The organism is Streptomyces sp. NBC_00057, assembly GCF_045041165.1.
GTDB lineage: Bacteria > Actinomycetota > Actinomycetes > Streptomycetales > Streptomycetaceae > Streptomyces.
Genome location: NZ_CP108256.1, coordinates 2,754,179 through 2,768,370, shown reverse-complemented (window position 1 = coordinate 2,768,370; position 14,192 = coordinate 2,754,179). Strand labels below are relative to the sequence as shown.

Sequence of the window (14,192 nt, the reverse complement as noted above, 5' to 3'; positions counted from 1 at the left end):
CGGACTCGGCGAGGCGGGACGCTAGCTGACGTAGCGTCAGAAGTGTAGAGGTGTGACGCCTCCGGGCCGTTCTCGGCCGGCGGGACGCGGCAGGATCGCGTACAGCGCGGCGGACACGACGATCGTGGCCGCCCAGCCCAGTCCGTGGCGCCCGGTCCAGGTGGCGGCGAGCGGGCCGGAGAACCACTCCATGCCGGTGAAGAGCAGGCCCACCACCAGACCCACGGCCCACGCGGTCACGGCGGTCACGGCGAAACCTCCGGTGTACCAGTAGGCGCTGGCCGGTGTGGTGTCCAGGAGTGCCGCGGGGTCGTACGTACGCCCCCGCAGTTGATCCACACCGAAGACGCCGATCCATGCCGAGAACGTCACCGCGAGCAGCGTCAGAAAAGATACGAAGGAATCCAGGAAACCCGCCGCCGTCATCATCAGCAACGAGCCCGGAAACAGACTGATGGCGGCATTCACCCCGACCGCCCACGCGCGGGGGATCATGAATCCCAACGTCTGTGCGGTGAATCCGGCCGAATACATCGACATCGCATTGATCAGCACCATGCCGACCACGGAGATCAGCAGATACGGCACCGAGAGCCAGTCCGGCAGCAGGGGACCGATGAACGAGACCGGATCCCGGGTGACGGCCAGGCCCGGCGTGGCGACCGCCATCACGGAGCCCATCAGCACCATCGGCAGAAACGCGATCCCGGTGCCGCCCACGGTCGCCACGATCATTGCCCGGCCGGACGCGGTGCGCGGCAGATAGCGGGCGAAGTCGGGGCCGGTCGGAACCCAGCTGATCCCGCCGGCCGCCAGTGTGCCGACCCCGGCGATCATCATCGCCGTGGGCCCGGCGGGTCTGTCCAGGACGTCCCGCCATTCGGTCCGGCCGATGAGGTGGATCAGTACGAGGATGCTGAAGCCTCCGAAGAGATCGCCGACCAGGTGCAGCACACCCGCAGGGCGCGCACGCCCGGCCCCGACACCAGGAAGTTGCTCCCCACGAAGGCGAGCAGGGTCGCCATGATCAGGGTGCTGCTGCTTTCGATGGAGAAGAGCAGATCCAGTACGGCCAGCAGGGCGTAGGCGCCGGTTACCGCGTTCACCGTCTCCCAGCCCCAGCGGGCGATCCAGATCAGCGCACCGGGCAGTAGGTTGCCGCGCTGACCGAAGACGGCCCGGGAGAGTGCCCCGCCCTGCTTGCCCGCGATCGAGACGAGGCCGGCCAGTCCGAAACTGACGACCGGCGCCGCGATCGCGACGGCCAGCACCTGCCAGAAGTTCAGCCCGTTGAAGACGGCGAGCCCCGCACCCATGGTGAGCAGCAGCACGGTCGGGTTCGCGCCGACCCAGGTGGGGGAGAGTCCGGACCCGGCCGGTGCGCTCGCTGTCGGGGACGGGTTCCAGGCCAAGGGTCTCCACAGGCAGGGTCGTGCCTTTACCGCCAAAAGGTGTATAACACCCAAGGGGATTCGGGGGTGATTCTTCGGGGCGGCCCCCCGCGGCGGACGTGACTGATACTGGGTGGGTTATGGAATTCGTCATCCTTGCTGTAGTCATCGCCCTGGTCGCGGTCGGCGTGATCAGCGGGCTCGTGGTCAGCAGCCGCAAGAAGAAGCAGCTGCCCCCGGCGCCGTCGAGCACGCCGACCATCACTCCTCCCGCCGAGCCCCATGTCGGCGAGGAAGCCGAGACGCCGCGCGAGGAACCGCGCCGCACCATCGAGGAGGTCGGTCCCCCCTCGGCCGAGGCTCCCGCCGAGGAAGCCCCCGAGGCCGTCGAGCCGGAGGCGCCCGCCGCCCCCGTCCTCGAGGTGCCCGAGCCCACTGCGGGCCGTCTGGTGCGGCTGCGTGCCCGGCTCGCCCGCTCGCAGAACTCCCTCGGTAAGGGGCTGCTCACGCTCCTGTCCCGCGACAACCTCGATGAGGACACCTGGGAGGAGATCGAGGACACCCTCCTCACCGCCGACGTCGGCGTCGCACCCACCCAGGAACTGGTGGAGCGGCTCCGTGAACGCGTCCGCGTTCTCGGCACCCGTACCCCCGAAGGGCTGCGCTCGCTGCTGCGCGAGGAGCTCCTCACCCTGCTCGGCACCGACTTCGACCGTGCGGTCAAGACGGAGAGCGGTGTCGACACCCCCGGTGTCGTGATGGTCGTCGGCGTCAACGGAACCGGCAAGACCACCACCACCGGCAAGCTGGCCCGGGTGCTCGTCGCCGACGGCCGCAGCGTGGTGCTCGGCGCCGCCGACACCTTCCGGGCCGCCGCCGCCGACCAGCTCCAGACCTGGGGCGAGCGCGTCGGCGCCCGCACCGTGCGAGGACCCGAGGGCGGCGACCCGGCGTCGATCGCCTTCGACGCGGTGAAGGAAGGGATCGCCGAGGGCGCCGATGTCGTCCTCATCGACACCGCGGGACGGCTGCACACCAAGACCGGGCTCATGGACGAGCTCGGCAAGGTCAAGCGCGTCGTCGAGAAGCACGGACCGCTCGACGAGATCCTGCTCGTCCTCGACGCCACGACCGGACAGAACGGTCTGGTGCAGGCCCGGGTGTTCGCCGAGGTCGTCGACATCACCGGCATCGTGCTGACCAAGCTGGACGGCACCGCCAAGGGCGGCATCGTCGTCGCCGTCCAGCGTGAACTGGGCGTACCGGTGAAGCTGGTCGGTCTCGGCGAGGGACCGGACGACCTGGCTCCGTTCGAGCCGGAGGCATTCGTGGACGCCCTGATCGGAGACTGACGCCTCGCGCGCCCGCAACAGAGCCCGACCGCATGATGCAACTGCGGTCGGGCTCTTCGTCTTGTCGGGCTCCGCGCCTGGGATCGGCGGGCTCCGTGTCTGAGGGCGGCCACCGATTGAGCAGCCCCGACGGCGGGACCCCACCTCCGCGAAAGTGGCGGCGGTTCAGCCGCAAAGGGGCGCGCGATGGCAGCTGTACGCCAGCGTGCCCAGCAGCAGCCGCGCCTGCGGCGGTGCGGCCGCCGTGTCCAGCACCGGCGGGCGCAGCCACCGGACCGGGCCCAGGCCGCCCTCGTCGGACGGCGGGGCGGTGATGTGGCAGCCGGGCCCCAGCGCCCGCAGGTCCAGACCCGCGTCGTCCCAGCCCATCCGGTACAGCAGCTGCGGGAGCTCGGCGGCGGCACCCGGGGCCACGAAGAACTGCGCCCGCCCGGCCGGTGTCACCGCGACCGGGCCGAGTGGCAGGCCCATCCGCTCCATGCGGACCAGGGCCCGGCGCCCGGCCGCTTCGGCGACGTCGAGGATGTCGAAGGTGCGGCCCACCGGAAGCAGCATCGAGGCGCCCGGCACCTGGGCCCAGGCATCCGCCGCCGTGTCGAGCGTGGCCCCTGCGGGGACCTCGCGGGCGAAGTCCAGTGGATGGGCGCCGGGGGAGGGGCACTGCGCCTGCCCGCACGAGCAGCGGCCGGCCGCGGCCCGCGCTCCCGGCGCGACGGCCCAGCCCCACAGCCCTGTGTACTCGGCCACTGCTGTGCACTCGGCCGCACGGCCGCGGCGCCGTGAGCCGGTGCGCATCTCGCGGATGCCGCCGATCGTGAAGCCCATGCCCCCTCCAACGTGTCCGACTCGCCAGTGGTTACGACGCGGAGTTCAATCGTGACGCTCCGTCGCCACTGTTGATTCGTGGCGCGCCGGTGCACTCGGAGTCTTGCGACATGTTCCATGCGCCCCGTCGTGCGTCACTGCGTCCACCGCTGATCGTCGTGTGTCAAGTGAATCGCGCCCGACGGTGGTGGCGTTCATTCGAAGGGGTGGCGAATGGTGGCGTTTCTGTAATCGTCCTCGCGGAGGCGGTGATCGTGGGATTACCGTCGGTACGCGAACCATGGAAGTATGTGCGCCCATGGGTATGCCGGAGGCAACCCGATTTCCTGTTCGATCGTGCGCAACCTCCGTATGGGCGGCATCGGATCAGGGCGATCTGATAGTGGTTCGCGCGACAGTATTCGGCGGATGGGGGCGTTCCAGTGAGTGGCAGCGGCGCGGGCGATACGAATGCCGGTAAGCGCCCCAATGGGCAATTGGGCTCATGGTTCGTGCGCAGCGGCTGGTCGAAGGGCGAGCTGGCGCGGCAGGTGAACCGTCGGGCGCGCCAGATGGGCGCTCACCACATCAGCACCGACACCTCCCGGGTGCGGCGCTGGCTCGACGGTGAACAGCCGCGCGAGCCGATCCCGCGCATCCTCTCCGAGCTCTTCTCGGAGCGCTTCGGTTCCGTCGTCGCCATCGAGGACCTCGGACTGCGCGCGGCGCATCAGTCGCCATCCGTGTCCGGCGTGGACCTGCCCTGGGCAGGCCCGCAGACCGTCGCCCTGCTCAGCGAGTTCTCCCGCAGCGATCTCATGCTCGCCCGCCGCGGATTTCTCGGCTCCTCGCTCGTGCTCGCCGCAGGACCCGCCCTGATCGAGCCCATGCAGCGCTGGCTGGTGCCCGTCACCGCCACCGGACCCGCACGGCCGGAGTCGGCCGCCGCGGCCCGCCGACCCTCCCGGCTCTCCGGCCCCGAGCTCGACCTGCTGGAGTCGACCACCGCGATGTTCCGCCAGTGGGACGCGCAGTGCGGCGGCGGACTGCGCCGCAAGGCCGTCGTCGGTCAACTCCACGAGGTCACCGACCTGCTGCAGGAACCGCAGCCGGCGGCCACCGCGAAGCGGCTCTTCCGCTGCGCCGCCGAACTGGCGGAGCTGGCGGGCTGGATGAGCTACGACGTCGGCCTCCAGCCCACCGCCCAGAAGTACTTCGTCCTCGCGCTCCACGCCTCGAAAGAGGCCGGTGACAAACCGCTCGGTTCGTATGTTCTGTCCAGTATGAGCCGCCAGATGATCCACCTCGGACGGCCCGACGACGCCCTCGAACTGATCCATCTCGCGCAGTACGGCAGCAGGGACTGTGCCACTCCGCGCACCCAGGCCATGCTGTACGCGATGGAGGCTCGTGCGTACGCCAACATGGGCCAGCCCAGCAAGTGCAAACGAGCCGTCCGGATGGCCGAGGACACCTTCCTCGATGTCGGGATCGACGGCGAGCCCGAGCCCGACTGGATCCGCTTCTTCTCCGAGGCCGAGCTCAACGGCGAGAACTCCCACTCGTACCGCGACCTCGCCTATGTCGCGGGCCGCAGCCCCACGTACGCCACGCTCGCCGAACCCCTCATGAAGAAGGCAGTCCGGCTCTTCGGCGAGGACGACGAGCACCAGCGGTCGTACGCACTCAACCTGGTCGGCCTCGCCACCGTCCACCTCCTCCAGCGCGAGCCCGAGCAGTCCACGGTGCTGGCCGAGAAGGCGCTGCGCGTCGCCAAGAAGATCCGCTCCGAGCGCGTCAACACCCGGCTCCGCAAGACCGTCGACACCGCTGCCAGGGACTTCGGAGACATTCCCGAAGTCGCCAGGCTCACCGATCTCCTCACCGGGCAGCTGCCCGAGACCGCAGAAGCGGTCTGAGCCGCCCCCAGGCCCCGGCCACGGCGACCACCCCGCACAGACCGACTTCGGCTCCCCCCATTGCCAGGTCAGCGGGTGGTCGGCGTGGCCGGTTCGCGTTGTCGTTCCCGTACGGGAGAGTCGTAACCGCACCGTATGCGGTCCCGGCCGCAGAGTAGGGCCGGCCCCGGGTACGCCACGGCCGGTTCATGGCGACGTAACACACCGGACCTCTTCGTCACTGCCGCGAAACGCCGTGCGGCATCGGCGGAAACCGTGCTGGGCGAATCTCATGGCGCATAACCGGCCCGCACCTTTTCCCCAGTGGTCCCGCACGTGGTCCCGCTCATATCGCCCGCACGCGGCCGCACCGACGACGAGGAGACGCCGATGCCCCCAGGCATCACGACGCTTGCCGCAGACGCCCCGACGCTTTCTGCCGCCAACACCGGGTTCATGCTCATCTGCTCCGCCCTGGTGATGCTCATGACCCCGGGCCTGGCCTTTTTCTACGGAGGCATGGTCCGCGTCAAGAGCACCCTCAACATGCTGATGATGAGCTTCATCAGCCTCGGGATCGTCACGATCCTGTGGGTGCTCTACGGATTCAGCCTCGCCTTCGGCACCGACATCGGCTCCGTCATCGGCTGGAACTCGGACTACGTCGGCCTCAGCGGGATCGGTATCACCCAGCTCTGGGACGGCTACACGATCCCCGTCTACGTCTTCGCCGTCTTCCAGCTGATGTTCGCCGTCATCACCCCCGCACTGATCAGCGGCGCCCTCGCCGACCGGGTCAAGTTCACCTCCTGGGCCCTGTTCATCACGCTCTGGGTCACCGTCGTCTACTTCCCCGTCGCCCATTGGGTCTGGGGCGCGGGCGGCTGGCTCTTCGAGCTCGGCGTCATCGACTTCGCCGGTGGCACGGCCGTCCACATCAACGCAGGTGCCGCGGCGCTCGGCGTGATCCTCGTCATCGGCAAGCGCGTCGGCTTCAAGAAGGACCCGATGCGGCCGCACAGCCTGCCGCTCGTCATGCTCGGTGCCGGACTGCTCTGGTTCGGCTGGTTCGGCTTCAATGCCGGCTCGTGGCTCGGCAACGACGACGGCGTCGGCGCGGTCATGTTCGTCAACACCCAGGTCGCCACCGCTGCCGCGATGCTCGCCTGGCTCGGTTACGAGAAGCTCCGCCACGGCTCCTTCACCACCCTCGGTGCGGCCTCCGGCGCGGTAGCGGGCCTCGTCGCCATCACACCTTCCGGCGGCGCGGTCAGCCCGCTCGGCGCCATCGCGGTCGGCGCCATCGCCGGTGTCCTGTGCGCCATGGCCGTCGGCCTGAAGTACAGGTTCGGCTACGACGACTCCCTGGACGTCGTCGGCGTCCACCTCGTCGGCGGTGTCGTCGGTTCCCTCCTCATCGGCTTCTTCGCCACCGGTGGTGTCCAGTCCGACGCCAAGGGCCTCTTCTACGGCGGCGGCCTCGACCAGCTCGGCAAGCAGGCCGTCGGTGTCTTCGCCGTCCTCGCGTACTCTCTGGTCGTCTCCGCGATCCTCGCCTTCCTCCTGGACAGGACGATCGGGATGCGGGTCGACGAGGACGACGAGATCTCCGGCATCGACCAGGTCGAACACGCCGAGACCGCGTACGACTTCAGCGGAGCGGGCGGCGGCGCGGCCCCGCGCACCACAGCCTCCGCAACGGCACCGGGCACGACGGCAGCACCGCAGACGAAGAAGGTGGACGCATGAAGCTCATCACCGCAGTCGTGAAGCCACACCGGCTCGACGAGATCAAGGAGGCCCTCCAGGCCTTCGGCATCCAGGGCCTCACGGTCACGGAAGCCAGCGGATACGGGCGTCAGCGCGGCCACACCGAGGTCTACCGGGGCGCCGAGTACACCGTCGACCTCGTCCCCAAGATCCGTATCGAGGTCCTTGTCGAGGACGAGGACTCCGAACAGCTCATCGACGTTGTCGTGAAGGCCGCCCGAACCGGCAAGATCGGTGACGGCAAGGTCTGGAGCGTGCCGGTCGACACCGCGATTCGCGTACGAACGGGCGAACGCGGCCCGGACGCACTCTGACCCACGGTCCCGAGACGAAAGGCAGCCGGGTGACGAGCACCGAAGTGACCACCGAATCCGAAGGCTCGGAACCCAGCAGCTACGCGGCGGCCCGGCTGCGCCTCCTCCAGGAGAAGGCGCAGTCCGGGCCGCCGCGCCGTGCGGCCCTCGCATCACTCACCGACGACTGGCTCACCGCGCTGTTCATCGCCGCGGCCGAACCGACCGGCGTCCGCGGCGCCGCCCTCGTCGCCGTCGGCGGCTACGGCCGCGGCGAACTCTCCCCGCGCAGCGACCTCGACCTCCTGCTCCTGCACGACGGCAACGCCGACGCCGGGGCCATCGCCTCCCTCGCCGACCGCATCTGGTACCCCGTCTGGGACCTCGGCCTCGCCCTCGACCACTCCGTACGCACCCCCGCCGAAGCCCGGAAGACAGCCGGCGAGGACCTCAAGGTCCAACTCGGACTGCTCGATGCCCGGCCCGTCGCAGGAGACCTCGGCCTCGTCGCCGCCATGCGCACCGCGATCCTCGCCGACTGGCGCAACCAGGCTCCCAAACGCCTCCCCGCCCTCGACGAGCTCTGCCGCGAACGCGCCGAACGCCAGGGCGAGCTCCAGTTCCTCCTCGAACCCGACCTCAAGGAGGCCCGCGGCGGACTGCGCGACGCCACCGCCCTGCGCGCCGTCGCCGCCTCCTGGGTCGCCGACGCCCCCCGCGAAGGCCTCGCCGAAGCCCGTCGCGTCCTCCTCGACGCCCGCGACGCGCTCCACCTCACCACCGGCCGCGCCACCGACCGCCTCGCCCTCCAGGAACAGGACCAGGTCGCCACCGCCCTCGGTCTCCTCGATGCGGACGCACTGCTCCGCCAGGTGTACGAGGCCGCCCGCACCGTCTCCTACGCAACCGACGTCACCTGGCGCGAGGTCAACCGCGTCCTGCGCGCCCGGTCCGTGCGCCCCCGGCTGCGCGCCATGCTGGGCGGCGGCAAGACCGCCGCCACCGAACGCACCCCGCTCGCCGAGGGTGTCGTCGAGGCCGACGGCGAAGTCGTCCTCGCCCGCTCCGCCCGCCCCGAACGCGACCCCGTGCTCGTACTGCGCGCCGCCGCAGCGGCTGCCCAGTCCGAACTCCCGCTCTCCCGCCACGTCGTACGCCACCTCGCCACCGCCGCACGCCCGCTGCCGGTGCCCTGGCCCGCTGAGGCCCGTGAGGAACTCGTCACCCTCCTCGGCGCGGGCGACGCCACCGTCCCCGTCTGGGAAGCGCTCGAAGCGGAAGGACTGATCACCCGGCTGCTCCCCGACTGGGAACGCGTCCACTGCCGCCCCCAGCGCAACCCTGTCCACACCTGGACCGTCGACCGCCACCTCGTCGAAGCGGCCGTCCGCGCCTCCTCCCTCACCCGCCGCGTCGGCCGCCCCGACCTCCTCCTCGTTGCCGCACTCCTGCACGACATCGGCAAGGGCTGGCCCGGCGACCACTCCGTCGCCGGGGAGGTCATCGCCCGCGACATGGCGGCCCGGATCGGCTTCGACCCGCACGACGTGGGCGTCATCGCCACCCTCGTACGTCACCATCTGCTGCTCGTCGAGACCGCCACCCGCCGCGACCTCGACGACCCGGCGACCGTGCGCTCCGTCGCCACCGCCGTCTCCACCACCTCCACCCTGGAGCTCCTGCACGCCCTCACCGAGGCCGACGCACTCGCCACCGGGCCCGCCGCATGGTCCACCTGGCGCGCCTCTCTCGTCGCCGACCTCGTCAAACGCGTCGCCGCCGTGCTCGCCGGCCAGGCCCCGGAGGAACCGGAGCCCGCCGCCCCCAGTGCCGAACAGGAACGCCTCGCCATCGAGGCCCTGCGCACCGGCGAGCCCGTCCTCGCCCTGCACACCCAGGCCGAGACCCCGAACGAGGACGGCGAACCGGAACCCGTCGGCGTCGAACTCCTCATCGCCCTGCCCGACCGCCCCGGCGTGCTGCCCGCGGCGGCGGGCGTCCTCGCCCTGCACCGCCTCACCGTGCGAGCAGCCGACCTGCGGGCCGTGGAACTCCCCACCGAGCTCGGCGAAGACGACTCCGCCGACCTGCTGCTGCTCAGCTGGCGGGTCGCCGCCGAGTACGGCTCCCTGCCGCAGGCCACCCGCCTGCGCGCCGACCTCGTACGCGCCCTGGACGGTTCCCTGGACATCCGGGCCCGCCTCGCCGAACGCGAGGCCGCCTACCCGAGGCGGCGCGGGGTGAAGGCCCCGCCGCCGAGGGTGACGGTCGCGGCGGCCGGCTCACAGCTGGCGACGGTGATCGAGGTACGGGCCCAGGACGCCCCGGGACTGCTGCACCGGATCGGCCGGGCGCTGGAGCAGTGCGAGGTACGGGTGCGCAGCGCGCATGTTTCGACGCTGGGTGCGAACGCGGTGGACGCTTTCTACGTCACGGATACGGACGGTGAGCCGCTGCCCGAGGTACGGGCCGCGCAGGTGGCCCGGGAGGTCGAGAAGGCGCTGGGCTGAGCCCCGCTGCCGCGCCCACAGGCCCTCGTCCGCCCATGAGAACCGGGCGAGGGCTTTGTGTTTCCCGGGGTCCGGATACCCTTGGGGACGACTGACCTGCCCCGCCCCCGACCCTGAGGACCGACGAGCGCCGTGTTCGATACTCTCTCCGACCGCCTTAGCGCGACTTTCAAGAACCTCCGGGGCAAGGGCCGCTTGTCCGAGGCGGACATCGACGCCACGGCCCGCGAGATCCGTATCGCCCTGCTCGAAGCGGATGTCGCGCTGCCGGTCGTCCGCGCCTTCATCGGCAACGTCAAGGAGCGGGCGCGCGGCGTCGAGGTCTCCCAGGCGCTGAATCCCGCCCAGCAGGTCGTCAAGATCGTCAACGAGGAGCTCGTGGGCATCCTCGGCGGCGAGACCCGGCGGCTGCGGTTCGCCAAGAACCCGCCCACCGTAATCATGCTCGCCGGTCTCCAGGGTGCCGGTAAGACCACCCTCGCCGGAAAGCTCGGCCTCTGGCTCAAGGGCCAGGGCCACTCCCCGCTGCTCGTCGCCTGTGACCTCCAGCGCCCCAACGCCGTGAACCAGCTCAGCGTCGTCGCCGACCGCGCCGGTGTCGCGGTGTACGCCCCGCAGCCGGGCAACGGCGTCGGTGACCCGGTCCAGGTCGCCAAGGACTCGATCGAGCACGCCCGCTCCAAGCAGTACGACGTCGTGATCGTCGACACCGCCGGCCGCCTCGGCATCGACCAGGAGCTGATGCAGCAGGCCGCGGACATCCGCGACGCCGTCAGCCCCGACGAGATCCTCTTCGTCGTCGACGCGATGATCGGCCAGGACGCGGTCAACACCGCCGAGGCCTTCCGCGACGGCGTCGGCTTCGACGGCGTGGTGCTCTCCAAGCTCGACGGTGACGCCCGCGGTGGTGCGGCCCTGTCGATCGCCCATGTCACGGGCAAGCAGGTCATGTTCGCGTCGAACGGTGAGAAGCTCGAGGACTTCGACGCCTTCCACCCCGACCGCATGGCGTCCCGCATTCTCGACATGGGTGACCTGCTCACCCTGATCGAGCAGGCGGAGAAGACCTTCAGCCAGGAAGAGGCCGCCAAAATGGCCTCCAAGCTGGCGTCCAGCAAGGGCAAGGACTTCACGCTCGACGACTTCCTGGCCCAGATGGAGCAGGTCCGGAAGATGGGCTCCATCTCCAAGCTGCTCGGGATGCTGCCCGGCATGGGGCAGATCAAGGACCAGATCAACAACATCGACGAGCGCGACGTGGACCGTACCGCCGCGATCATCAAGTCGATGACCCCGAAGGAGCGCGCCGAGCCGACGATCATCAACGGCTCGCGCCGGGCCCGTATCGCCAAGGGTTCCGGTGTCGAGGTCAGCGCCGTGAAGAACCTGGTGGAGCGGTTCTTCGATGCGCGCAAGATGATGTCGAAGATGGCGCAGGGTGGCGGCATGCCGGGGATGCCGGGGATGCCGGGCATGGGTGGCGGTCCCGGTCGGCAGAAGAAGCAGGTCAAGCAGGCCAAGGGCAAGCGCAAGAGCGGCAACCCGATGAAGCGCAAGGCCGAGGAGCAGGCCGCGGCGGCCCGTCGCGAGCAGGCGGCGGCGCAGGGCGGTGCGTTTGGTCTGCCGGCGCAGGAGGACAAGAACTTCGAGCTGCCGGACGAGTTCAAGAAGTTCATGGGCTGATCGCCCGACGACATGCGCAGGGGGCGCCCACCGACGGTGGGCGCCCCCTGCGCATGTTCCTATGCGGCGTGCCGTCCCGGTCGCAGCGTCGTGCCGTTGGCGAGGTCCGCCGGGTCCAGGGAGAGCGCTGCGGCCGCGGTGGCGCCCACATCCGCGAGGCTGTCCGCGTCCGGCAGTAGTTCCACGCCGTCCGTGCCGGGCCGGTGGATCAGCACCGGCACGTACTCGCGGGTGTGGTAGGCGTGCCCGATCGTGGGGTCGTTCCCGTGGTCGCCGGTGACGATCAGCCGGTCGCCGGGGCTGTCGAGCAGCGCCACGAGCCCGGCGAGCCCGGAGTCCACCTGCTCCAGGAGGTGTCCGTAGCGCTCGGTGTCCTGCTGGTGCCCCGCCAGATCGGTCTCCTGGACGTTGGTGACGACGAGCGCGTCGCCGGGGGCGCGTACCGCTTCGAGGGTGTACGAGAGCACGTCGGCGGTCTTCACGGCCGGGTGTCGCCTCGCCGCCTCACAGGCCAGGATGTCGGCGGCCTTCCCCACCAGGGTGACCGGGATGCCGGCGCGGGCGGCCAGACCGGGGAGCTGGCGGGTGTGGTCGAGCTCGGCGCCCAGGTGCTGGACTTCCAGGCCGCCGTTGCGGTAGAAGCCGGTGGCGGGGGTGTCGAGTCCGACGGTTCCCGCATCGCCGGGGCGCACGAACTGCCTCAGCGGGCCGTCCGCGTTGCCGCCGACCGCGATGACCCGGGCGACGGGCGCGACGGCGCGGACGGTACGGGCGATGGCGAGGATTCCGCCGGGGCCGTCGAAGGACAGGTCCTCCAGGCGGCCGGAGGCGTTCCAGTTGATCCCGGGGTCGGCTTCCAGGTTGTCGTGGACGAGGACCGTGCCGTCGACGACGAGGAGCGGCTTGCCGTCCAGCGGTTCGACGCGGTGGCCGGCCGCTTCGAGGGCTGCGGCCACCTCGGCCAGATGGTCGGCGAGCCGGGCCACCGTGACCCGGCTGAAGTCGGCGCCCATCATCGTCTGGTGGCCCGCGAAGGTGTCGGCGCCGGGATAGCCGAGCGCGGCGCGGCCCGCGCCGACGGGCAGATGGGTACGGCGGGCGAGGTCCTGGTGCGGGTGGACCAGACCGAGACCCAGCGCGCCGAGCACGGGCAGGCGCAGCGGTCGGCCGAGGGCCGCGCGGCAGTGGTCGAGGACGTGTCCGCAGGTGTCGGCGGTGAGATCGCCGGGGCGCAGGGTGCCCGCGTCGGGCATGGCGCCGATGCCGAATCCGTCGATGACGACGATGACGGTCTTGGCCATGGGTGCCTCCTATTGAGGGGTCGGCCTTACAGGGCCCGGCCCTGGGCGTCGTACAGCCCGCTCAACCGGGGTGTGCCGGAGGCGAGTCCGGAGACGACGGCGACGGTCGAGCGAGTGACGAAGATCTGCGTACGGAAGGCGAGCAGTGCGGTGTCGCCGAGCCGGACGTCCTGGCGGTCGGCGGGAGCGTCGAGCAGCCGGTAGTAGTCGATGTTCTCGGCGGGTGCGTCCTGTACGCCGAGGCGTGCGCCGGTGCGCGGCAGCAGGGCACTGCGGATATGGGACCGGGCGTAGAAGCCGCCGCCGCGGATCGCCGGGCGGCCGTCGTCGAGGGTGTGGGCGATCTCGCTGACGTACACGTACGCGGGCTTCTCGGGCTGCTGCGGGTCGAGGGCGTGCAGCGGGGTGGTGCCGGTGAGGGCGTGGCCGGGTTCGCCGTGGGTGGCGCCGAGTTCGGCGAGCAGCGGGAGGGACGCCATCGAGGTGGCGCTGGGGGCGCTCAGCTTCAGGTGTTCGTGTCCCCGGGCGGCCAGGACGTCGCGGGCCTTGAGGGCGAGCGCGAAGTTGGGGGTGGCGTGGGGGATGCCGGTCGCCGGGTCGCACAGGACGCAGGGGAAGGCGGTGACGCCCGCGATCCGGATGCCGGGCAGTTGCTCGGCCGCTTCGGCGAACGAGTCGAGGCGGCCGAGCGGGACGCCTCCCTCCTGGCCGGGGTAGACGGTGCCCTCGGCGCCTTCGAGGCGTACGAGAACGTCCTGGACGAAGCCGAGCCGCTGGGCGGTCTCGGACACGGCCCGGGCGTTGGCGAGGTCGAACACGGTGACGGTCTCGGGGCGCCAGGCCAGCATTTCGGGCAGTGCGCGGCGGGGGATCTGGACCAGGTGGCCGAGGTTGCCGGCCTGTGCGCCCGCGGCGTGCAGGGTGCGGGCCTCGGGCGGGTCGATGGCGGCGAACTTGGGGATGTGCCGGGCAACGGCCCTGATCAGCTCGGGGTTGCGGCCCAGCTGTTTGACGACGAACCAGAGGCCGATGCCGACCCGTTCGGCCTCGGCCGCCAGCAGCGCGGCGTTGGCCTCGACGGCGTCGACGTCCATCACGTAGGTGTCGGGCGGGATCTCGCCGCGCCGGTGAAGGGCGGCCGCGGCGTCGACGAGCTCGGGGTTGCGGGTGAGCACGGTGTCGAGAAACAC

9 protein-coding genes and 1 pseudogene are annotated in these 14,192 nt (G+C 70.8%); 6 read left to right on the top strand and 4 right to left on the bottom strand.

What is annotated here, in order from left to right; all coding sequences use genetic code 11:
* Positions 1 to 36 precede the first annotated feature (36 nt).
* Positions 37 to 1,422 (bottom strand): annotated as a pseudogene (locus OG953_RS12790) (purine-cytosine permease family protein).
* Between the two features lie 109 nt (positions 1,423 to 1,531).
* On the opposite strand from OG953_RS12790, the gene ftsY reads away from it, so the two are divergent.
* The gene (gene ftsY / locus OG953_RS12785) at positions 1,532 to 2,743 is read left to right on the top strand and encodes a signal recognition particle-docking protein FtsY (RefSeq protein WP_405684251.1); all 1,212 of its coding nucleotides are present in this window, start codon (positions 1,532 to 1,534) and stop codon (positions 2,741 to 2,743) included.
* 165 nt (positions 2,744 to 2,908) lie between these two features.
* Here ftsY and OG953_RS12780 read toward each other — a convergent pair whose 3' ends face one another.
* Positions 2,909 to 3,568 (bottom strand): bifunctional DNA primase/polymerase, encoded by a 660-nt coding sequence (locus OG953_RS12780; protein WP_405684250.1) that lies wholly within the window; start codon positions 3,566 to 3,568, stop codon positions 2,909 to 2,911.
* Positions 3,569 to 3,990: 422 nt separating this feature from the next.
* On the opposite strand from OG953_RS12780, the gene OG953_RS12775 reads away from it, so the two are divergent.
* The 5 genes from OG953_RS12775 (at position 3,991) to ffh (ending at position 11,701) form a co-directional block, all read left to right on the top strand.
* The gene (locus OG953_RS12775) at positions 3,991 to 5,466 is read left to right on the top strand and encodes a hypothetical protein (RefSeq protein ID WP_405684248.1); all 1,476 of its coding nucleotides are present in this window, start codon (positions 3,991 to 3,993) and stop codon (positions 5,464 to 5,466) included.
* Between the two features lie 369 nt (positions 5,467 to 5,835).
* A complete protein-coding gene (locus OG953_RS12770; protein WP_405684246.1) occupies positions 5,836 to 7,194 on the top strand; it encodes an ammonium transporter in 1,359 nt (452 codons plus the stop codon).
* Entirely contained in the window at positions 7,191 to 7,529 is a 339-nt protein-coding gene (locus OG953_RS12765) for a P-II family nitrogen regulator (protein ID WP_093899110.1), read from the top strand. Before OG953_RS12770 ends, OG953_RS12765 begins: the two co-directional genes overlap by 4 nt.
* A gap of 29 nt (positions 7,530 to 7,558) precedes the next feature.
* A complete protein-coding gene (locus OG953_RS12760) occupies positions 7,559 to 10,018 on the top strand; it encodes a [protein-PII] uridylyltransferase (protein WP_405684244.1) in 2,460 nt (819 codons plus the stop codon).
* Between the two features lie 132 nt (positions 10,019 to 10,150).
* Positions 10,151 to 11,701, top strand: a complete 1,551-nt coding sequence (ffh, locus tag OG953_RS12755) for a signal recognition particle protein (protein ID WP_266357542.1) — start codon at positions 10,151 to 10,153, stop codon at positions 11,699 to 11,701.
* A gap of 59 nt (positions 11,702 to 11,760) precedes the next feature.
* On the opposite strand, the gene OG953_RS12750 is transcribed toward ffh, so the two are convergent.
* Positions 11,761 to 13,002, bottom strand: a complete 1,242-nt coding sequence (locus tag OG953_RS12750; RefSeq protein ID WP_405684242.1) for a phosphopentomutase — start codon at positions 13,000 to 13,002, stop codon at positions 11,761 to 11,763.
* 26 nt (positions 13,003 to 13,028) lie between these two features.
* Positions 13,029 to 14,192 carry an alanine racemase gene (locus OG953_RS12745; protein ID WP_405684241.1) on the bottom strand — a complete coding sequence of 388 codons (1,164 nt, stop codon included), beginning with the start codon at positions 14,190 to 14,192 and terminating at the stop codon, positions 13,029 to 13,031.